Source organism: Micromonospora sp. HM134 (assembly GCF_007833915.1).
Classification (GTDB): domain Bacteria; phylum Actinomycetota; class Actinomycetes; order Mycobacteriales; family Micromonosporaceae; genus Micromonospora; species Micromonospora wenchangensis.
Window position 1 is genome coordinate 2286480 of record NZ_CP041061.1, and the last position, 19558, is coordinate 2306037.

Annotated in this window: 19 protein-coding genes and 1 pseudogene; 11 read left to right on the forward strand and 9 right to left on the reverse strand. The window is 73.6% G+C overall.

The window, feature by feature from the left end; all coding sequences use genetic code 11:
• Window positions 1-15: 15 nt before the first annotated feature.
• From FJK98_RS10185 to FJK98_RS10195, 3 genes and pseudogenes are all read left to right on the forward strand, one after another.
• Window positions 16-588: pseudogene (locus FJK98_RS10185) on the forward strand (snapalysin family zinc-dependent metalloprotease); the annotation flags it as partial.
• A gap of 197 nt (window positions 589-785) precedes the next feature.
• Window positions 786-1553: a Scr1 family TA system antitoxin-like transcriptional regulator gene (locus tag FJK98_RS10190; protein WP_145918803.1), complete on the forward strand. Its 768-nt coding sequence runs from the start codon at window positions 786-788 to the stop codon at window positions 1551-1553.
• A complete protein-coding gene (locus FJK98_RS10195; protein ID WP_145922678.1) occupies window positions 1550-1744 on the forward strand; it encodes a DUF397 domain-containing protein in 195 nt (64 codons plus the stop codon). Before FJK98_RS10190 ends, FJK98_RS10195 begins: the two co-directional genes overlap by 4 nt.
• A gap of 45 nt (window positions 1745-1789) precedes the next feature.
• Here the strand turns inward: FJK98_RS10195 and FJK98_RS33535 are convergent, their stop codons facing one another.
• Both FJK98_RS33535 and FJK98_RS10205 read right to left on the reverse strand, forming a co-directional pair.
• Window positions 1790-2200, reverse strand: coding sequence for a hypothetical protein (locus FJK98_RS33535; protein ID WP_194823351.1), 411 nt, complete (start codon window positions 2198-2200; stop codon window positions 1790-1792).
• A gap of 134 nt (window positions 2201-2334) precedes the next feature.
• Window positions 2335-4944 carry a glycoside hydrolase family 9 protein gene (locus FJK98_RS10205; protein ID WP_145922679.1) on the reverse strand — a complete coding sequence of 870 codons (2610 nt, stop codon included), beginning with the start codon at window positions 4942-4944 and terminating at the stop codon, window positions 2335-2337.
• Window positions 4945-5206: 262 nt separating this feature from the next.
• Between FJK98_RS10205 and FJK98_RS10210 the strand changes: the two genes are divergently transcribed.
• Complete coding sequence (locus FJK98_RS10210; protein WP_145918804.1) at window positions 5207-5932, forward strand: PP2C family serine/threonine-protein phosphatase; 726 nt, start codon at window positions 5207-5209, stop codon at window positions 5930-5932.
• A 22-nt stretch (window positions 5933-5954) separates the two neighbouring features.
• On the opposite strand, the gene hrpB is transcribed toward FJK98_RS10210, so the two are convergent.
• The 3 genes from hrpB to FJK98_RS10225 are packed head-to-tail and all read right to left on the reverse strand — an operon-like array spanning window position 5955 to window position 9586.
• Complete coding sequence (hrpB, locus tag FJK98_RS10215) at window positions 5955-8471, reverse strand: ATP-dependent helicase HrpB (protein WP_145918805.1); 2517 nt, start codon at window positions 8469-8471, stop codon at window positions 5955-5957.
• Between the two features lie 25 nt (window positions 8472-8496).
• Entirely contained in the window at window positions 8497-8697 is a 201-nt protein-coding gene (locus FJK98_RS10220) for a DUF397 domain-containing protein (RefSeq protein ID WP_088644091.1), read from the reverse strand.
• 43 nt (window positions 8698-8740) lie between these two features.
• Window positions 8741-9586 (reverse strand): helix-turn-helix transcriptional regulator, encoded by an 846-nt coding sequence (locus tag FJK98_RS10225; protein ID WP_145918806.1) that lies wholly within the window; start codon window positions 9584-9586, stop codon window positions 8741-8743.
• 142 nt (window positions 9587-9728) lie between these two features.
• Here FJK98_RS10225 and FJK98_RS10230 point away from each other — a divergent pair, with 142 nt between their 5' ends.
• From FJK98_RS10230 to FJK98_RS10240, 3 genes are read left to right on the forward strand one after another with little or no spacing between them, the layout of a single operon-like run.
• Complete coding sequence (locus tag FJK98_RS10230; protein ID WP_194822696.1) at window positions 9729-10355, forward strand: GPP34 family phosphoprotein; 627 nt, start codon at window positions 9729-9731, stop codon at window positions 10353-10355.
• Window positions 10356-10407: 52 nt separating this feature from the next.
• Window positions 10408-11928: an APC family permease gene (locus FJK98_RS10235; protein WP_145918808.1), complete on the forward strand. Its 1521-nt coding sequence runs from the start codon at window positions 10408-10410 to the stop codon at window positions 11926-11928.
• A complete protein-coding gene (locus tag FJK98_RS10240) occupies window positions 11925-12518 on the forward strand; it encodes an N-acetyltransferase (RefSeq protein WP_145918809.1) in 594 nt (197 codons plus the stop codon). Before FJK98_RS10235 ends, FJK98_RS10240 begins: the two co-directional genes overlap by 4 nt.
• 145 nt (window positions 12519-12663) lie before the next feature.
• Here the strand turns inward: FJK98_RS10240 and FJK98_RS10245 are convergent, their stop codons facing one another.
• Window positions 12664-13485, reverse strand: a complete 822-nt coding sequence (locus FJK98_RS10245) for a SigB/SigF/SigG family RNA polymerase sigma factor (protein WP_088644086.1) — start codon at window positions 13483-13485, stop codon at window positions 12664-12666.
• Between the two features lie 317 nt (window positions 13486-13802).
• On the opposite strand from FJK98_RS10245, the gene FJK98_RS10250 reads away from it, so the two are divergent.
• Window positions 13803-14576 carry an acetoacetate decarboxylase family protein gene (locus tag FJK98_RS10250; RefSeq protein WP_240762737.1) on the forward strand — a complete coding sequence of 258 codons (774 nt, stop codon included), beginning with the start codon at window positions 13803-13805 and terminating at the stop codon, window positions 14574-14576.
• Here the strand turns inward: FJK98_RS10250 and FJK98_RS10255 are convergent.
• On the reverse strand, window positions 14505-16094 hold the full coding sequence (locus tag FJK98_RS10255) for a phospholipase D-like domain-containing protein (RefSeq protein ID WP_145922680.1): 1590 nt from the start codon (window positions 16092-16094) through the stop codon (window positions 14505-14507). The two genes, FJK98_RS10250 and FJK98_RS10255, sit on opposite strands and share 72 nt — an antisense overlap.
• 137 nt (window positions 16095-16231) lie before the next feature.
• Between FJK98_RS10255 and FJK98_RS34525 the strand changes: the two genes are divergently transcribed.
• A complete protein-coding gene (locus tag FJK98_RS34525; protein ID WP_255470155.1) occupies window positions 16232-16360 on the forward strand; it encodes a hypothetical protein in 129 nt (42 codons plus the stop codon).
• A 59-nt stretch (window positions 16361-16419) separates the two neighbouring features.
• On the opposite strand, the gene FJK98_RS10260 is transcribed toward FJK98_RS34525, so the two are convergent.
• Both FJK98_RS10260 and FJK98_RS10265 read right to left on the reverse strand, forming a co-directional pair.
• Complete coding sequence (locus FJK98_RS10260) at window positions 16420-17406, reverse strand: pirin family protein (protein ID WP_145918810.1); 987 nt, start codon at window positions 17404-17406, stop codon at window positions 16420-16422.
• Window positions 17407-17416: 10 nt separating this feature from the next.
• The gene (locus FJK98_RS10265) at window positions 17417-17899 is read right to left on the reverse strand and encodes a MarR family winged helix-turn-helix transcriptional regulator (RefSeq protein WP_145918811.1); all 483 of its coding nucleotides are present in this window, start codon (window positions 17897-17899) and stop codon (window positions 17417-17419) included.
• Between the two features lie 114 nt (window positions 17900-18013).
• Between FJK98_RS10265 and FJK98_RS10270 the strand changes: the two genes are divergently transcribed.
• Both FJK98_RS10270 and FJK98_RS10275 read left to right on the forward strand, forming a co-directional pair.
• Window positions 18014-18562 (forward strand): GNAT family N-acetyltransferase, encoded by a 549-nt coding sequence (locus FJK98_RS10270; protein WP_240762739.1) that lies wholly within the window; start codon window positions 18014-18016, stop codon window positions 18560-18562.
• A gap of 349 nt (window positions 18563-18911) precedes the next feature.
• A complete protein-coding gene (locus FJK98_RS10275) occupies window positions 18912-19508 on the forward strand; it encodes a DUF1684 domain-containing protein (RefSeq protein ID WP_145918812.1) in 597 nt (198 codons plus the stop codon).
• The last annotated feature ends 50 nt before the right edge of the window (window positions 19509-19558 follow it).

The window sequence follows — 19558 nt, forward strand, 5'->3', positions numbered from 1 at the left end:
ATGGGAGGTCGGACGATGCGCCGACGACAGTTCTCGCGTACCGCCGGGACCCTGCTGGCGCTGGTGCTCACGGCGACCGGCGTGGTCGCCGCGGGCGGCGGCACGGCGTCCGCCGCCGCGCGGACGGTCTACTACGACGCGAGCCGGGCCGGGGAGTTCCGCACCAACTTCGACCAGGCCGCGACGATCTGGAACAGCTCGGTGACCAACGTCCGGCTGGTCGCCCGCACGCCCGGCAACATCACCATCTACGTCGACACCGGCTGGCCCCGCGCGCAGACCACCAGCCTGGGCAACGGCCGGGTCTGGATGGGCACCCAGGCTGTCGACCAGGGGTACGACCGGACCCGGATCGCCACCCACGAGATCGGTCACATCCTCGGCCTGCCCGACAACCGGACCGGCCTGTGCACCGACCTGATGTCGGGCAGCAGCGCCCCGGTGTCGTGCCGCAACGCCAAGCCGAGCGCCACCGAGGCGTCCCGGGTCAACGCGCTGTTCGCCGGCTCGCTCACCGCGCCGGCCGGGGTCGGCTACGTCTGGCGTGGCGACGGTGCCGCCGCGCCGGTCGCCGCCGGTGCCCCCGCCGGTTCCTGAGCCCCCGTTGGTCCATGGTGGAGGGGCCGTTCCCGCCCCTCCACGGGAACGGCCCCGGTGGGCGTCGCCGGTGGGGGTCCGGCCCGTCGGCGACGCCGTCCTGATCTCACCGTGCCAAAGGGTTGCGGTACGATCACACCGCGTAGCAAGATGACTCCGGATATCCAGGATGTCCGGGGAGGGTCAGGATGAATCTGGCAGTCAAAGAGGCGATGGCCGAGGCGGGTGAGACGGCCGAGAGCCTCGCCGCTCGCATCGGAGTCGACCCGAAGACCGCCGCGCGCTGGGCCAGCCAGGGGCGAATTCCTCAAACCCGGCATCGTGCCGAGGTCGCCGCGCTGCTCAAGCGGGACGTCCTGGACCTGTGGCCCGACCTGCACAAGCGACACGAGCCGGTGTGGTTCCGGCCGTGGGCCGACATCGAACGCGAGGCCGTCGTGCTACGCGGTTTCGAGCTGGCCTGGGTGCCCGGCCTGCTCCAGACCGAGGCGTACGCGCGGGCGACCCTGGCCGGGGAGACCCTGACCGAGGAGGAGGTCGACCAGCTCATCACGGCCCGCCTCACCCGCCAGGCGATCCTGCACCGCGACCGACCGCCGCTGCTGGTCGCCGTCATCGACGAGTCGGTGCTGCACCGCCCGGTGCGGGGCCGGCCCGAGCTGATGCGCGAGCAGTGCGCCCACCTTGCCGCCTGCGCCGAGCTGCCGACCGTGCAGGTGCACGTGGTCCCGGCCGAGACAGGCATGTACGCCGGCCTCGGCGGACCCTTCGTCGTCGCCGAGCTGGACGACGGAACGCGAGTGGCGCACGTCGATGGGCAGGTGCGCGCGCAGATCATCGACCAGCGCACGGATATCGCTGTCCTGGAGCGTCGGTGGGCGCGCATAGTGGGGGAGGCCCTACCCCGGGCGCGATCCCTGGAACTCGTCAGGAAAGCGGCGGCATCATGGAGCTGAGCGGCGCTCGGTGGCACAAGAGCACCAGGAGCGGCAACAATGGTGGCAACTGCGTCGAGGTGGCGGACAACCTGCCCGGCGTCGTCCTCGTCCGCGACACGAAGGACCGCGCCGGCGGCACCCTGGCCTTCACCCCGGGCGCCTGGCGTGGCTTCCTGCACCTGGCCCGGTCGACACGACAGGCCGGCTGACCGCCCCGCCCCGCCGCCGCGCCGGGACGATCGGTCGGGTGCGGGTCAGGGCACGGGGTGGTGGCGCAGCGCGGCGATGAACCAGTCCAGCACCGGCGTCAGGGTGGGCGGCGCGGTCCAACCGTTGACCGTCGCGAGGAGCTGGAAGTACCGCTCGGTCCGCGGGTCGTTGGCGACCTCCAGGCGGGCCAGCAACGCGCTGCGGTAGCCGGCGTCGTCGACCCGGTCGAAGACCTCGCCGTACGCGCGGACCAGCGCGGCCACCACGTGGCCGGCGCGGGGCGACTCGGGGGCGATGCCGGCGGCGCGGGCCAGTTCGACGGTGTCGCGGACCCGGTGGGTGAGGTCACGGACCATCGCCACCACCTCGGGGTGGGCGTCGCCGACGGTCTCGTCGACGAACTCGTGGACGATGCGCCGACGCTCGGCGTCGGAGATCGTGGTCGGCTCGGGCATCGGACTCGTCTCCACTGCTGGGCCGGGCGGGCGTGCCGGGCGGTCGGACGGGGGGCGCCGGGCGGTCGGGGGACGACCGCCCGGCGCGCTCGGACCCCGGGTGGCAGCCCGGGGCCCGAGGGTAGGAGAGCCGGTCAGGACACCGTGCAGGCGACGCCGTTGACGGTGATCAGGTCCGGTGCCGGATTGGCCAGCGTGCCGGTCCTGGCGAGCAGACCGAAGGTGATGCTGCCACCCGGCGCGATCTTCGCGTTGTACGACTCGTTCTTCGCCGTCACGGTGGCCCCGGACTGGGTCACCTTCGCCGTCCACGCCTGGGTGACCTTCTGGTCGCCGGTGTAGGCGTAGCGCAGGGTCCAGCCGTTGATCGCGGTGTCGCCGGTGTTGCGCAGGACGACCTGGGTGTTGGAGCCGTCCGGCCAGGTGCCGTGCACCTGGTAGCTGACCGCGCAGGTGCGCGGGGCCACCGCCTTGGCGTCACCCTGGTCGGCGAGGAACGACGCGAGCCAGGCCAGCGCCGAGTTCCAGTTGATCGCCACCTCGTTGGTCGAGTACGAGTTGATGTCGTCGACGTAGCAGAACATCGGCGCGCAGCCCTTGAGCAGCTGGGCGACGAACGGGTCCTGCAGGGCGGCGTTCGGGCCGCCGGCGAGCGAGCCCACCGGCGGGTTCGGCATGGCCGGGTTGAGCTGGTTGCCGAAGATCCGGCTGTGCTGGTTGCGCGCGTTCTGCTCGCCCCAGCCGGTCACGTACGACATGTTCAGCGCGTTGCGGCCGAGCAGGTAGTCGGTCGCCTGCACGGTGCCGTCCCGGTACTTCGCGTCCCGGGTCAGGTCGAACGCGGTGGCCAGCACCACCATGTTGTTGATGATGTTGCTGTTGCTGCCCCAGACGTAGCTGCCCGCCTCGCCCGGCACCGGCAGGCCGTACGCCTGGGCGTGCAGGGTGGTCAGGTAGTTGTCGGCGGCGGCGGTGACCGAGGCGCGGACCCGGGCCTTGTCGGCGGCCGGCAGGCCGTTCGGCACGGTGGCCAGGTCGAGCCGGCCGATCGCGGCCACGCTCTGCCAGCTGAACGCGCCGCCGGCGGCGAACACGTCGCCGGTGTGGTGGGGCGAGGCGGTCAGGTCGTCCAGGTACGCCTTCTTGCCGGTGGTCAGGTACAGCTCGACCGCGGCCCAGTAGAACTCGTCGGTGACGTTGGTGTCGTCGTACGCGCCGCCGCCGATGCCGTCGTTCGGGTCGGCGTAGACCGCCGGGTGCGCCTTGGCGGCGGCGTACGCGGTCGTCGCGGCGGTGCCGCAGCGGGCGGCGAACGCCGCGTCGTACGGGGCGAACAGGCGCTGGCACTGTGCGGCGACGGCGGCCAGGTTGAGGGTGGCGGCGGTCGACGGCGGGTGCAGCTCACGCGGCTGGGCGTCGTCCTGCGGGGCGAGCGGCAGGCCGGTCCACGCCTTGTCGTGGATCTTGTGGTGGGCCATCCCGGCCAGCGGCTTGCCGGCCGGCACCTGCATCCGGAGCAGGAACTCGATCTCCCAGCGGGCCTCGTCGAGGACGTCCGGCACGGCGTTGCCCCGCTCGGGCAGCCGCAGCGTCGAGTCGCCCAGCTTCGCGCCACCGGCGGCGGTCTCCGCCGTCTTGGTCCGCTCGAACGCGCTCAGCAGCTGGTAGGCGGCGATACCGCCGTTGACCACGTACTTGCCGTGGTCACCCGCGTCGTACCAGCCACCGCGCACGTCCAGCGAGTAGTCGCAGACGCCGGGCTGGCAGGGCACCTGGGTGTCGCCCTGATTGGGGGCCACCCCGAGGTGGCCGGCCGGGCGGGCGTACTCCTCGCCGATCAGGTCACCGTCGATCTCGATGCCGCTGCGCTGGGCGTAGAAGAACTGCATCGCGTCGGCCCGCAGCCGGTCGTAGAGGTCGCCGGAGATGTCGAACGGGTGGCTGGTCTCGCCGTCGGCGACCAGCGTGTAGCCGGTGCCGGGGGTGCGGAAGGACGAGAAGTCGACGGTCTGCACGTTCTGCCCGGAGGCGGCGTCGACCCCGCGCGGGGTGCTCCGGCCGCTGGCGACGACCGTGCCGGCGGCCGACTTGAGCTGCCAGGGCAGCGCCCCGGTCGACTCGGTCACCACGGTGGCGTTCTTCGGGCCGCCGGGCAGGTAGCCGACCTGGTTGACCCGGACCCGGGGGCCGGTGTCCGGCACGTACGGCGGGGCGGCCTCGCCACCGCGCAACGAGACGTTGTCCAGGCAGATCCGCTGCTCGGCGGCGGCCCCGCCGACCTGGAAGATCAGCTGGGCGTTCGGGTTGTCGTCCGGGACGGTGAACGTCTGCTCGACCCGCTTGCTCGTCGGGGCGGCCACCGCCGGCACGCTCGCGTACGAGGTGTAGGGGGCGCTGCCGAGCTGGAGCACGGCGTTGACGCTCAGCCCGGGGGTGGCCGAGATGTCGAAGCTGAGCTTGTACTCCGCGCCGGCGTTGAGCCGGACCCCGTCGTGGCCGATGCCGGCGTCCCACGGGTTGGCCAGCCCGGCGGGGACGGTGACGCAGAGCCGGCCGTCGACGACGTCGAGCGGGCCGGTGCCGTAGGAGAACCAGGGCGAGACGCCCTCGCTGAAGTCGCCGTTGCTGATCTGCTCGGGGGCGTCCGGCGGGACCTCGGCGTGGGCCACGCCGGTGCCGGCGCCGGTGAGGATCAGGGTCGTCGCTGCCAGTACCGCGAGATGCCGCCGACGTCGTCGGGTCAGGATCACGGGATTCCTTTCCGGGCGGAAGGGTGGTGGGGGTGTGCCGTCGATGCCTGTCACTGGGAGCGCTCCCAGCTATCAGCCAGATGTTTCCAGCGCGTCTCGTCCCTGTCAATCGATTCGACTGGATGACCTTCGGGCTGGTCGGGGCGTACCGCAGCGGCCCGGACCGACACCGACGGCAGTGAGATTCGCCGCGCCACGCGCAGTCGTCCTGATCTCCTAGAGACAACAACACCCTCCGCCTGGCAGGCTGCCACCCATGACCCTGAAGCTTCGTTCCGTCGGGACGAGCGACCGTGGGCTGATCCGCAGCGGAAACCAGGACGCCATGCACTCCGGAGCCTGGCTCGTCGCCGTCGCCGACGGCATGGGCGGGATGGCGGCCGGCGACCTGGCCAGCCGGATCGCCATCGACGCGGTCGCCCCACTGGACGTGGAGACCCCCGAGGACGCCCTGGTGGCGGCGTTGCAGACCGGCATCGAGCTGGCCACCGCGCGGATCCACCAGGCCGTCCGGGAGGACCCCGAGCGGCAGGGCATGGGCACCACACTGACCGCCCTGCTCTTCTCCCGCACCGGCAGCTGCCTGGCGCTGGCCCACGTCGGCGACTCCCGGGCCTACCTGTTCCGCGAGGGCACCCTCAAACAGGTCACCCGGGACGACACCTTCGTCCAGATGCTCGTCGACCAGGGGGTGATCAGCCCCGAGGAGGCGTCCAGCCACCCCCGCCGGGCCGTGGTCACCCAGGCGTTGCAGGGCGAGCAGGTCTCCCCGTCGTACGCCACGATGGTGCCCCGGGCCGGCGACCGCTGGCTGCTGTGCAGCGACGGCCTGTCCAACGTCGTCCGCCCGGACACCCTCACCGAGGTGCTCCGGGAGACCCCGGACCGGGAGGACTGCGCCCGCCGCCTGATCGACCTCGCCCTGCGGGCCGGCGGCCCGGACAACATCACCGTGCTCATCGCCGACGTCGTCGACGAGTGACCGCCACCGGCGGCGCGCCGGCTCAGCGGCGGCGGTGCGTGGTGTGCCGGGTCGGCGCGGCCGTGACCGGGTCCTCCGGCCAGGGGTGGCGCGGGTAACGCCCCCGCAGCTCCCCGCGCACCTGCGGGTAGCCGGTACGCCAGAACGACGCCAGGTCGGCGGTGACCGCGACGGGCCGGCCGGCGGGGGAGAGCAGGTGCAGCAGCACCGGCACCCGGCCGTCGGCCAGCCGGGGCGCCTGCTGCCAGCCGAACGTCTCCTGGAGCTTCACCGCCAGCACCGGCGCGGCCGGGTCGGCGTAGTCCACCCGGACCCGGGAGCCGCTGGGCACCTCGATGCGTTCCGGGGCCAGCTCGTCCAGCCGGCCCGCCTGCGGCCAGGGCAGCAGCCGGCGCAGCGCCCCGGTCACGTCGATCCGGGCCAGGTCGGCCCGGCGCCGTGCGGCGGCCAGCTCCGGCCCGAGCCACCGGTCGGCGGCGGCGAGCAGCGCGTCGTCGGAGACCTCCGGCCACGGCCCGCCCAGCGCCTGCCGGCAGAACGCCAGCCGCTGCCGCAGCGACCGGGCCGCCGGGGTCCAGGTCAGCAGGTCCAGGCCCGCCTGGCGGAGCCCGTCGGCCAGGGCGGCGGCCAGCAGCTCCGGCGTCGGCCGGGCGAGCGGGCGACTGACCAGCTCGATCGCGCCGAGCCGGGTCACCTGGCGGGCCAGCACGTCACCGTCGACCCAGCCGACCTCGCGGTCCTCGGTCAGCAACGCGCCGCCGACCTCCCGGGCGGTCGCCTCGTCGAGCGGGGCGGCCAGCCGGACCCGGGCGGTCGGTGCGCCCGGCGAGCGGTCGGCGACCGCGACGGCCAGCCAGCCCGTCCCGGTCAGCGCCGACCCGGCCGCCAGCTCCGCCCCGGTCCCACCCGCCATCAGGTACGGCGTCCCACCGGCCCGGCGCAGCCGGGCCAGCCGCTCCGGGTGGGCCAGCCCCACCAGCAGCCCGGCCGCCAGGTCGTCGGGCAGCCGTGCGCCGGCGCCGCCCTGCCCGGTGGTGCCGGGCAGCGCGGCACGCAGCCGCCGGACCTCGGCGCGCCAGCGGGCGGTGGCACCGGGGTCGCTGTCGTCGCGCAGCCGCCGCCACGCGGCGGTGAGGTCGTCGTGCCGCCCGGCCAGGCCGTCTTCGGCGAGCAGGGCGACCAGCTCGGCGGCCCGGTCCCGGCCGACCCGGGTGGCGCCGTCGAGCAGGGCCCGGCCCAGCCGGGGGTGGGTGCCGGTGGCGGCGATGGCCCGCCCCCGGGCGGTCACCCGGCCGTCGGCGTCGATCGCGCCGAGAGCGGTCAACGTCTCCCGGGCCACGGTCAGCGCGGCGGGCGGCGGCGGGTCGGGCAGCGCCAGCCCGTCGCCGTCCGGGCTGCCCCAGGCGGCCAGGTCCAGCGCGAAACCGGTCAGGTCGGCGGTGGCGATCTCCGGCTCGGGCTGCGCGGCGAGCCGGCCGTGGGTCCCCTCCGACCAGCAGCGGTAGACCACCCCCGGGGCCTGCCGGCCGGCCCGGCCGGCCCGCTGCGTCGCGGCGGCCCGGGACACCGGCACGGTGACCAGCGCGCCCAGCCCCCGGGCCAGGTCGGTGCGGGCCACCCGGGCCAGGCCGGCGTCGACCACCACCCGGACCCCGGGCACGGTCAGGCTGCTCTCCGCGACCGAGGTGGCGAGCACCACCCGACGCCGGTCGGCGGGGCGCAGCGCGGCGTCCTGCGCGGCGGCGGGCAGCCGCCCGTGCAGCGGCAGGACGGCCACCCGGTCGGTCAGGTCGGCCAGCCGGCGGGTCACCGCCCCGATCTCGCCCGCCCCGGGCAGGAAGACCAGCACGTCGCCGTCCTGCTCGTGCAGGGCCCGCCGGACGGTCGCGGCGACGTGGTCGAGCAGCAGCGGATCGACCCGTCCCGCGCCCGGTGGCGCGACCGGGCGCGGTGGTGGCGTCCAGACCCGGGTGACCGGGTGCAGGGCCGCCTCGGCGCGGACCACCGGGGCCGGCGTGTCGCCGCCGAGCAGGGCGGCGAACCGGTCCGCCTCCGGGGTCGCCGACATCGCCACCAGCCACAGCTCGGGCCGCAGCGCCGCCCGGGCCTCCACGGTGAAGGCCAGCGCGAGGTCGGCGTCGAGCTGCCGCTCGTGCACCTCGTCGAGCAGCACCGCGTCGACCCCGGGCAGGTCCGGGTCGCGCAGCAGCCGGCGGACCAGCAGGCCGGTGGTGACCACCTCGACCCGGGTGTCCGGTCCGACCCGGCGGTCGCCGCGCACGGCGTAGCCGACCCGCTGGCCGACCCGCTCACCGAGCAGGTCGGCGATCCGCCGGGCCGCCGCCCGGGCGGCCACCCGGCGGGGCTGGGCGACCAGCACCCGCCCGGCCACCCCGTCGGCCACGGCGAGCGGGGCCAGGGTGGTCTTGCCGGTGCCGGGCGGGGCGACCAGGACCGCGCCGCCGGCGTCGGTCAGCGCTCGCAGCAGGGATGCCAGCGCCGGTCGCACCGGCAGGTCGAGGGGTACGTCACGGAGCACGGCTGCCACTGTGGCACGCCGGGCGTCAGACCCGGCGTACCGCCTCCATGCCGGTGACGAAGGCTGTCCAGGCATCGGCGGAGAAGACCAGCGCGGGGCCGCACCGGTCCTTGCTGTCGCGTACCGCGATCCGGTCGTCGGTGGAGGCGATCTCCACGCAGTTGCCGTTGCCGCTGCTGCGGCTGCTGGTCCGCCAGTCCATCATGGACAGAGGCAGCGCCTGCATTCCGTACCTTCCGTTCCCCCCAGGGCGTGCCGCGGCGATGCGATCACGCAAAGTGACGAGAAGCCTCCTCCAGGCGGGCCAGGGACCGCTCCGGATCCAGTGCCATCCGGCACAGCTCCTCGTGCACAAGGGTATACCCGCGCACGTGTCCCGCTTCCTCCAGCGCCAGACCCACCGTGAGATTGTCCAGGTAAACCACGGAATTGTCGGCCGCGTCGGCAAACGTGAGGATCACGTACGGGGTGCTCATCGCGGGATGGCCCCCGGCCGAGAACGGAAGTACGTAGCATGTAACGTTCGGTGACTGGGCGACCCGGGCCATGTGGGTCAACTGCTCCGCCATGACGGCCGGCCCGCCCACCGGACGCAGCAGCACCGCCTCGTTGAGGACCACCGACAACTCGACCCGGGGCGAGTCCCGGTGCAGCACCTCCTGGCGTCGCAGCCGGGCGGCCACCTTGCGCTCCAGCCCCTCCTCGCCGGCCGTACGACGGAACATCTCCCGGGCGTACGCCTCGGTCTGCAACAGCCCGGGTACGGACTCCGCCTCGTACGTGCGCAGGCTCTCCGCCTCCGCCTCCAGGCCGACGTAGAACTCGAACCACTCGGGCAGCACGTCGCTGTAGTTCTGCCACCAGCCGCGCTGCTGGGCGCCCCGGGCGATCTCGATGAGCGCCTCGGCGTCGACACCGGTCACCTCGTAGAGGGCCAGCGCGGCACGCACGTCACGGGGTTTGATGCCGATCTGGGCATTCTCGATGCGGGACAGGTTGCTCTTGGACATGTCGAGTTGGCGGGCGGCGACGTCCAGTGTCATGCCCGCGCGTTCCCGCAGTTGGCGGAGTTCACGGGCGATGCGGCGGCGGCGAACGGTGGGGCTGACGGTCACCCTCCGAGTCTGTCACGACAAGATCCGCAGGTCGCACGAGCACGGAGTGCAACTATCGAATCCGGGAGTTGCAAAGCTGGAGCTCTGCGGGCATCCTGTCACCCGGCGTGGATCACCTGTGGACAATGCGTGGGAGGCTCGTTTGCTGGTCGCCGACGAGTTCTTTCTGATCGCCCACAACGACAGTCGTGGCAAGGCCAAACTGCACCCGAGCGCCACCGGGCTCGGCCTCGCCGCCGGACTGCTGGCCGAGTTGATCCTGTTCGGACAGATCACCGTCTCCGGTGGACTGGTCACCGTGATCGACCGGCGTCCCCCGGCCGACGCGCTGGCCCACACCGTGCTCGACCAACTGATCGGTGAGTCGCAGCACCAGGCGGTGCGCACCTGGCTCGCCTTCCTGGCCCAGTCGTCCACCACGTCGGTGGGGGAGCGGCTGGCCCGGGCCGGGGTGCTGCGCCGGCAGGAGAACCGCCGGTTGCTGCGTACCACCGTCAGCTACCTGCCGATCGACCTCAACGCCGCCGCCTGGCCGGCGACCCGGCTGCGGGCCCTGGTCGAACGGCCCGAACAGCCGCTGGTGTCGGACACCACGCTGCTCGGGCTGGTGGCCGCCGCCGGGCTGACCCGCGAGGTGCTGTGGAGCGCCGGACCGCGCGCCCACCACCGGCTGTCCACCCTCGTCGGTTCGCTGCCGGCCCCCCTGAAGGAACTCGTCGTGCACACCGAGGCCGCGGTCGGCGCGGCGGTGCTGCGCGGCATCCCCTGATCTCGCCGCGCCACCCCCTTCCCCCTCCTCTCCCCTCTTCCGGAGCAGCCCCATGCCCCCGCATCCGACAGTCGACCGCCCCAGCAACGTCAGCGACGCCCTGGCCCGTGGCCGCCTCGGCGTTCCGTCGGTCATCTTCTTCGTCCTCTCCGCCGCCGCGCCGCTGACCGTGGTGGCCGGCGTGGTCACCACCGGCTACGCGGTCACCGGCATCACCGGCATGCCGCTGGCCTTCCTCGCCGTGGGCGCCGTCCTGGCGCTCTTCTCCGTTGGCTACGTGGCGATGGCCCGCCGGGTGGAGAACGCCGGCGCGTTCTACGCCTACGTCTCGCGCGGCATCGGCCGGCCGGCCGGCGTCGGCGCGGCCTGGGTCGCGCTCATCGCGTACAACGCCCTCCAGGTCGGTCTCTACGGCGCGATCGGCGCCGCCGCCGCCCCGGTGCTCGGCACCCTGTTCGGCGTCGAACCGCACTGGGCCGTGGTGGCCCTGGTCGCCTGGGCCCTGGTCGCCTTCCTCGGCCTGCTGCGGGTGGACGTCAACGGCCTGGTCCTGGCGGTGCTGCTGATCGCCGAGATCGTGGTGATCGTCGTGTTCGACCTGGGTCAGCTCAGCCACCCGGCGGGCGGCTCGACCAGTTTCGCCGCCCTCGCCCCGGCCAACCTCCTGGTGCCGGGGGCGGGCGCGCTGCTGGTGCTCGCCATGACCGGGTTCGTCGGGTTCGAGTCCTCGGTGGTGTTCAGCGAGGAGAGCAAGGACCCGCGGCGGACGGTCCCGCTGGCCACGTACCTCTCGGTGGCGATCATCGCCGGGCTCTACGCGCTCTCCTCGTGGTCGATGACCGTGGCCGTCGGCCCGGAGAACATCTCCGCCGCCGCCGGTGAGCAGAGCATCGAGCTGATCTTCAACCTGGCCGCCGCGCACCTCGGCGACACCGCCGTCACCATCGGCCAGGCGTTGTTCATGACCTCGGTGCTGGCCGCGATGATCTCGTTCCACAACACCACCGCCCGGTACGCCTTCGCGCTGGGCCGGGAGCGGGTGCTGCCGGCCGCCTTCGGGCAGACCTCGCCGCGTACCGGTGCACCCCGGGTGGCCTCGCTGGCGCAGAGCCTGCTCGGCCTGCTGGTGATCGTGCTGTACGCGGTCAACGGCTGGGACCCGGTGGTGCAGCTGTTCTACTACGCCGGCACCGGCGGCGGCTTCGGCGTGCTGCTGCTGATCGCCACCACCAGCGTCGCCGTGATCGTCTACTTCGCCCGCTCCGACACCTCGGAGTCGCTGTGGAAGCGGGCGATCGCCCCGGCCCTGGCCACCGTCGCGCTGGCCGCCGTCGTGGCGGTGGCGGTGGCCAACTTCGCCACCCTGCTCGGTGTCGCGCCGGATTCGCCGCTGCGCTGGATCATCCCCGGGGTCTACCCGGTGGCCGCGCTGATCGGCCTGCTGTGGGGCCTGGTGCTGCGCTCCAACCGGCCCGACGTCTACGCCCGGATCGGGCGGGGCGCGGAGAGTGCGGCCACCTCGCTGTTCGCCCCGCCGGTGGAGCAGCCGGTGCCGGTGGAGTCCCGCCGGTGACCGCGCCGACCATCGGACGGCTCGCCGCCGCCGACACCCGCTGGGTCGCCGAGCGGATCGCCGAGGCGTTCCTGGTGCTCCCGGCGACCCGGTGGCTGGTGCCGGACGAGGCCAAGCGGGAGGCCGTCTTCGCCGACAACTTCGAGATCCTGGTCGACCACGCGATGCGGCACGGGCTGGTCTTCGGCACGGCCGACCGCGACGCGGTGGCGGTCTGGTTCCCGCAGGTCGGTGACGGGTCGCCGGCCCCGGCGGACTACGACGACCGGCTGGCCGCCGCCTGCGGGGAGTGGACCCCCCGGTTCCAGCACCTCGACGAACTGTTCGCCGCCAACCATCCGCACCCCGACCACCACCACCTGGCGTTGCTCGCCGTCCGGCCGGGGCGGCAGGGGCAGGGGCTGGGCACCGCGCTGCTGCGGCACCACCACGCCTGGCTGGACGCCCACGGGGTGCCCGGTTACCTGGAGGCCAGCAGCGAGGCCGGGCGGGACCTCTACGCCCGGCACGGCTACCGGCCGCGGGAGATCTTCCGACTGCCGGACGGCACGCCGTTCTATCCGATGTGGCGGGACCCGGCGGTCGGCTGACCCCGGACGGGGACCGGCCCCGGCACGCGTGCGTGCCGGGGCCGGTCCGTCGCTGGGAACAGGGAAGGCCCGGTCGGCGAACCGCCGACCGGGCCCCGTGGTCGTGGCGGTCACCGGCCCGCCGGGCCGGTGACCGCCTCCACCCCTAGTAGGTGCCGTCGAGCTGACCGCGCAGCTTGGTCAGGGCCCGGGCGAGCAGCCGGGACACGTGCATCTGCGAGACGCCGATCTGGTCGGCGATCTGCGACTGGGTCAGGTTGCCGTAGAAGCGCAGGGTGAGGATCTTCTGCTCACGCTCGTCGAGGGTGGCCAGCGCCGGGCCGAGAGCGACCCGGAGCTCGGCCAGCTCGAACTCGTTGTCCTCGCCGCCGAGCATGTCGCCCAGCTCGGTGGCGCGGTCGCCGTCGCCGGTCGGGGTGGACAGCGACACCGCGTTGTACGCGCGGGCACCCTCCAGGCCCTCCAGGACCTCTTCCTCGGTGAGCTTGAGGTGGGCGGCGATGTCGGCGACCGTCGGCGAGCGGCCGAGGGTCTGCAACAGCGAGCTGTTGGCGTCGGAGATGGCCAGCCGCAGCTCCTGGAGCCGCCGGGGGACCCGGATGTCCCAGGTGCGGTCGCGGAAGTGCCGCTTCAGCTCGCCGATGATGGTCGGGATGGCGTAGCCGGCGAAGTCGACGCCGCGCGACGGGTCGAACTTGTCGATCGCCTTGATCAGGCCGACGGCGGCGGTCTGGGCCAGGTCGTCGGTGGGCTCGCCCCGGCCGCTGTAGCGGTGGGCCAGGTGGTTGGCCAGCGGGAGCCAGGCCTCGATCGCCCGGTCGCGCAGCGCGGCCCGGGACGGGTGGCCGGCGGGCAGCGCGGCCATCGCGTTCAGCAGGTCGGCGGCGCTGTCGGTGAGTGCGCGCGGGTCCAGCTTCTCGGTGGTGGACGGTGTCGCCGCCGGCTTGCTCATGGTGGGCGCGGTCATTGGTGGTCCTCCCTGCACCTCGTCCGCGGTCAAAAAGACGTGACGCTTCGGTTTAGCTTCAGATGGGCCGTTCGGAAGCCACCATAGCCTGATCGGTGAGTGGAAATCTAGCCGAAAGGCTGATGTACTTAAGTGATTTTCTATCGCAAAGACGCACTATCGGACATGGTTTGCGTCGAATGTGATCACGGGCACCGGTCGATGCGGCAGGCCACCCGGAACCCGACACCACGGCAGCGGTGTCGGCTATCCGTCCTTGTCCCGCCGACAGGACCGCCCGTAGCGTCGCGGGAGACCACCGCCGTACGGAGGACCACGTGCTCGACCCCGCGCACCCGCAGCTCGTCGTCGACAGCCGTACGCTGCACTTCAGCTGGTTGCCGGCCGACCCGGACGCGGTCGCCGCCCTGGTCCCGCCCGGCCTGTGCCCCCGGCCCGACCGGCAGGTCTTCATGAACCAGTACGTCGTCGAGGACGCCGCCCAGACCTCCGGCCTCGGCGCGTACTCGCTGACCTACGTCGGGGTGGCCCTCGCCGGGGTCGACGCGCCCGACGGGGTCACCCCCGGCGGCTGGTGGACCCACTACGTCACCTCCAGCCCCCGGGTCCGGGACTACGCCGCCGCCCGGGGCGCCCCGGCCGTGCTGGGACGCACCACCCTGCGGGAACGGGGCGACGTGCTGGTCGCCGACACCGAGGTCGGCGGCGTCCCGCTGATCCGGACCCGGGCCCGGATCGGCCACACCGGCCACGAGTTGCGCGCCGGCCACCACCGCTACTTCACCCGGCGCGACGGCGAACTGTTCAGCGGGGTCTACCCCTACGTCTCCGAACCGGTCAGCCCGTTCGAGATCGAGTCGGTGGAGTTCCTCGACCCCCGGCACCCGAGCTACGCGCTGCGCCCGGAGAACCCCCTGCTCATCGCCAGCGGCTGCTACGCCCCGCGCACCTCGTTCGCCTACCCGGGCGGCCTGACCCGGTACCCCACCCCGCCCGCGCCGGCCCCCGACCGACGGGACCTACCAGGTGCCCTCGCGGCGGGCGTGCAGCGGCCTGCCGTCGGGGTCGTAGACCAGCCGGTACGCCGGTAGCGCCCACAGCCGGGTGTACCAGGGCAGCCGCTCGGGCCGGTGCGGACGCAGCCGGCCCGGCGGCCGGGGGCCCGAGCGGCCCGAGTCGTGCCACCGCTGGAGGGCGTCCGCCGTGGCGGTGATCGCCGCGACCGCGCTGGCCGGGTCCAGCAGGTCGGCGTCGTCGGCACCGTCCGGGTCCCGGTCCAGGTGCTCCCGCCACAACCGCAGCCGCAGGTCCCGGGCGAACACCCGGGCCCCGTCACCCCGACCCGCCGGGTCGACGGGGGCCCGCTCGTCGCGGGTCTCGTCGAGCACCGCGCAGGACAGCTCGCTGTCGTGCGTCCAGGACCGGCGGTTGAAGTTGTCGCTGCCCACGCTCGCCCACACGTCGTCGACCACGCAGATCTTGGCGTGCACGTAGACCGGGTCGCCCGCCCGGTTCTCCACGTCGAAGACGTGCACCCGCTCCGGCGCGGCCCGCTGGCACAGCGACAGCGCCTGCTCCCGGCCCACCATGTTGGGCGGCAGCGCCAACGCGCCGTCGACGTCCGGGTAGCGGGGGACCACCGCGACCAGGTGCAGGTCGGGATTGTCCCGCAGCGCCTCGGCGAACAGCTCGGCCACCTCGGTCGACCAGAGGTACTGGTCCTCCAGGTAGATCAGCCGGCGGGCCCGGCGTACCGCCTTGGTGTAGCCGCGGGCCACCGTCCGCTCGCCGTCCGGGGCGAACGCGTAGCGGGGCCGCACCGCCGGGTAGGTGCGCAGCACCTGGATGTGGTGCGGGCCGCAGGGCGGCGGGTCGGCCGGCGGGTCGGGCAGCGGATCGGGGCTCAGGTCGGAGCCGCGCAGCCGGTCCCGCAGGTAGGCCAGCGGGTTCTCCGAGTCCAACGGCATCGGGTCGGTCCACCGCTCGCGGAACGTGGTGTCCAGCGCGGCGACCACCGGCCCCCGGACGGCCAACTGCACGTCGTGCCACGGCGGGTGCGGGCCGTACCTCGGTGACATGGCGAGGGCCTGCGGGTCGCCATGGTGGTCGGCGTCGTCGCGGCGGCTGTGGCACAGGTCGATCCCGCCAGCGAAGGCGACGTCCCGCTCCGGGGCGTCGCGGTGGCGCAGCACCACCAGCTTCTGGTGGTGCGACCCGCCCCGCCGGACGCGCTGGTCGAGCAGCACCTCACCACCGGCGGCGTTGACCGTCTCGCTCAGGTCGCGGTTCTCCGCCTCGCTGTAGGACAACGCGTCGAGGTGGGAGCGCCAGAGCAGCCCCTTGACCAGCACGCCCCGCTGGGCGGCCCGCGCGAAGAGCTGGGCCACCGTCGGGCCGTCCGGGCGCATCCGCTCGTCCGGGTCGCCCCGCCAGTCGGTGAAGAAGAGCTGGTCGCCCGCGCCGAGCGCCTCGACCTCGGTGACCAGGCGGTCGAAGTACGCCGACCCGTGAATCAACGGCTCGGCGAGGTTTCCGGACGTCCAGACGGGTATCCGGGAGACCGGGTTGGCGCGTTCCTCAGCGGTCAGGAACCAGTCCTCGATCGCCACGTTCCAGCCTCCCGAGGTCGACGACGTCCTCACGGTAGGACCCCCGCCGTCGGTACGCACTCCGGGTCTCCCCGGAACCCGCCCGGACGGTGGCCTACCGCACCCCGCGAAGCCATGCACGCCGAGGAGGCCAGGCCATGCCCGCCGAGACGACGAACCCCGCGAACGAGGACCGTACGGATGCGGTCGAGAGCGAACGCGGCGCGATCCTGGCGGTGCTGCTGATGGTGATCCTCGGGGTGGCCGGCATCTTCGCGGTGTCCTGACCGTCGCGGTCCCGGCCCGGGCGTCCCGGTGACACCGGGACGCCCGTCGGAGGTCGGTCTCAGGGGCGGTCGCCCTGGCCGCCGGTGTGCGGCAGCCGCTGGGCGGGCACCACGCCCAGCTTGCCGGCCTGGAAGTCCTCGAAGGCCTGCATCAGCTCGGCGCGGGTGTTCATCACGAACGGCCCGTAGTGCGCCACCGGCTCCCGGATGGGCCGGCCGCCCATGATGTAGAGGTCCAGGGCCGGGGTGTTGCCGTCCTGCCTGCCGTCGGCGGTCACCCGCAGCGCGTCGCCCGGACCGTGCACCGCCAACTGGCCGCCCTGGAAGGGCCGCCGGTCGGTGCCGACCGTGCCGCGACCGGAGAGCGCGTAGACCAGCGCGTTGAAGTCGGCCCGCCAGGGCAGGTCCAGCTCGGCGCCGGGCTGGAGCGTGACGTGCGCGATGGTGATCGGCGTGTGGGTCGACCCCGGCCCCTGGTGCCCGGCGATCTCACCGGCGATGATCCGGATCAGCGCGCCGCCGTCCGGCGTGGTCAGCAGCGCCGACTCCCGGCCACGGATGTCCTGGTAGCGCGGCGGCATCATCTTGGCCACCCGGGGCAGGTTGACCCAGAGCTGGAGGCCGTGGAAGAGGCCACCGCTGGCGACCAGGTGCTCCGGCGGGGCCTCGATGTGCAGCAGGCCACTGCCGGCGGTCATCCACTGGGTGTCGCCGTCGGTGATGGTGCCGCCCCCGCCCTGCGAGTCCTGGTGGTCCATGATCCCGTCGATCATGTAGGTGACCGTCTCGAAGCCCCGGTGCGGGTGCCACGGGGTGCCCTTCGGCTCGCCCGGCGCGTAGTCCACCTCGCCCATCTGGTCGAGGTGGATGAACGGGTCGAGATCCGACATCGGCACCCCGGCGAAGGCGCGGCGGACCGGGAAGCCCTCACCCTCGTAGCCGCTGGGGGCGGTGGTCAGCCGGCGGACCGGCCGGTAGCTGGTGGTCTCGTCGAGCCGGGGCAGGCGGGGCAGGACGAGGACGTCGTCGACGGTGATCGCGGGCATCGCGGGCTCCTCAGGTGTCGCGGTGGGTGGACGACGCGTCCCGGTCGGCGCGCAGCCGCCGGCCGAGCCGGTCGAAGACCCGGGTCAGGGTGGCGACCTCGGCGTCGTCGAGGTCGTCCATCAGGTGCCGCCGGACCGAGGCGAGGTGCCCCGGCGCGGCCTCACGTAGGGCCAGCAGCCCGGCGGCGGTGAGCACCGCCTCGCTGCCCCGACGGTCCCCGGGGCAGGACTGCCGGGCGACCAGACCCCGCCGCTGCATGGTGGAGATCTGGTAGGTGAGCCGGCTGGGGGAGAAGACCAGCCGGGCGGCCAGCTCGCCCATCCGTAGCCGCTGGCCCGGTGCCTCGGAGAGCAGGACCAGCACGTGGTAGTCGGCGAAGCTCAGCTCGCCGTCGGCGCGCAGATCGTCCTCCAGCTGGGTGAACAGCCGCTGGCTGGCCTCGATGTAGGCGCGCCAGCAGGCCATCCGCTCGCTGTCCAGGCTCTCCGTCATGCCCCGAACAGTAGCACTCTTTCAAATTTAAACAAGCTCTCTGATGTGCCTGTGAGCAGCGAGACACTTCTCCTTGACGGGAGGAAATTCAGGATTTGAAGGAAAGAGTGGCCGGTGAGCTGGCAGACTGCCCCGGTGGAACCCGTACAGATCACCGCGCCCGGCCTGGTGCTGCGTCCCTGGCGGGCGGCGGACGCGCCGGCCGTGCTGGCCGCCCTCGTCGACCCCGACATCGTCCGGTGGAACGGGCAGGGGGTGACCGACCTGGCGCAGGCCGCCGCGTGGATCACCCGGCGGTCCGACCGCAGCGACGGCAGCCACGTCTCCGTCGCGGTCACCGACGCCACCGACGGGACGCTGCTCGGCGCGGTCTCCGTGCACCAGATCCGGGACGGCAACGCCGCCGTCGGCTACTGGACCGCCGGGCCGGCGCGCGGACGCGGGGTCGCCTCCGGCGCGCTGCGGGCGCTCACCGGCTGGGCCTTCACCCACCTCGACCTGCACCGGATCGAACTGTGCCACGCGGTCGACAACCCCGCCTCCTGCCGGGTCGCCACCCGTGCCGGCTACCGCTGGGAGGGCACGCTGCGTGAGTCGCACCGCTACGGCGACGGCCACCGGCACGACGAACACCTGCACGCCCGCCTCGCCACCGACAACTGACCCGCTCCGCTCCCGCTCACCCGTCGCCCCCGCTCACCCGTCGCCCCCGCCGCGGCCCTGCCCTGTCCCGGGTGATCAAGAGCTTTGCGTCACCGTTGAGCCCGATTTCCGCCCCAAACTTCTTGATCACCGCCCCTTCGGCGCGGTGTCCCGGCGGTGTCCCCGGTGATCAAGAGGTTTGCGTCATCGTTCAGCCCGATACTGACGCGAACCTCTTGATCACCGGGGACGGCGGCTCGGGGGAGGGCGCGGGGGTTCGGGGGAGAGCGGCTCAGGGCGGGGGAGGGGAGAGCGGCTGGGGTGGCGGGAGAGGGGCGGGTCGGGTTCGGCGGCTGGTTAGGGTCGACGGGTGGACGACCTCGACGTGCTCGACTGGCGGGAACGCACCGCCGCGCTCTACCTGTCCGACACCGACCTGGCCGGCTTCCGGGCCGCCCGGGACGAGCTGTTCCGCAGTCACCCGGCCAGCCCGCTGCCGGCCGCCGACCGGGCCGGTTTCCCCGGGCTCGGCTGGTTCCCGCCGGACCCGGGGGCGGTGGTCGAGGCCCCGCTACGCCCCGCCTCCGGCACCGAGACCATCGACACCGGCGGCCCGGACGGGGTGGTCCGCTACCGGCGGGTGGCGGTCGCCGAGACACCGTGGGGGCCGCTGACCGTGTGGTGGATCGAGGCGTACGGCGGGGGACTGTTCGTGCCGGTCCGCGACGGCACCAGCGGCCGGGAGACGTACGGCGGTGGCCGGTACCTCACCGACACGGTCAAGGGGACCTTCGGGCGGGGACTCACCGTGCTCCCCGGCCACCGGGTGCGCCTCGACGCCAACTACCTCTACAACCCCAGTTGCGCGTACGACGACACCTGGGCCTGCCCGCTGGCACCCCCGGAGAACCGGCTCGCCACACCGATCCGGGCCGGTGAACTGGTCTATCCTCGCCGCGACCGCTGACCCTGCCACCTCCCCGCCCCACCCGCCCCGCCGCTCGGCGAGAGGTGAGG

Coding starts and splice junctions, on each gene's coding strand:
- FJK98_RS10190 (WP_145918803.1), top strand. CDS start 786: ATGAATCTGGCAGTCAAAGAGGCGATGGCCGAGGCGGGTGAGACGGCC.
- FJK98_RS33535 (WP_194823351.1), bottom strand. CDS start 2,200: ATGCCCGAGCCGACCACGATCTCCGACGCCGAGCGTCGGCGCATCGTC.
- FJK98_RS10210 (WP_145918804.1), top strand. CDS start 5,207: ATGACCCTGAAGCTTCGTTCCGTCGGGACGAGCGACCGTGGGCTGATC.
- FJK98_RS10220 (WP_088644091.1), bottom strand. CDS start 8,697: ATGCAGGCGCTGCCTCTGTCCATGATGGACTGGCGGACCAGCAGCCGC.
- FJK98_RS10235 (WP_145918808.1), top strand. CDS start 10,408: ATGCCCCCGCATCCGACAGTCGACCGCCCCAGCAACGTCAGCGACGCC.
- FJK98_RS10245 (WP_088644086.1), bottom strand. CDS start 13,485: ATGACCGCGCCCACCATGAGCAAGCCGGCGGCGACACCGTCCACCACC.
- FJK98_RS34525 (WP_255470155.1), top strand. CDS start 16,232: ATGCCCGCCGAGACGACGAACCCCGCGAACGAGGACCGTACGGATGCG.
- FJK98_RS10260 (WP_145918810.1), bottom strand. CDS start 17,406: ATGCCCGCGATCACCGTCGACGACGTCCTCGTCCTGCCCCGCCTGCCC.
- FJK98_RS10265 (WP_145918811.1), bottom strand. CDS start 17,899: ATGACGGAGAGCCTGGACAGCGAGCGGATGGCCTGCTGGCGCGCCTAC.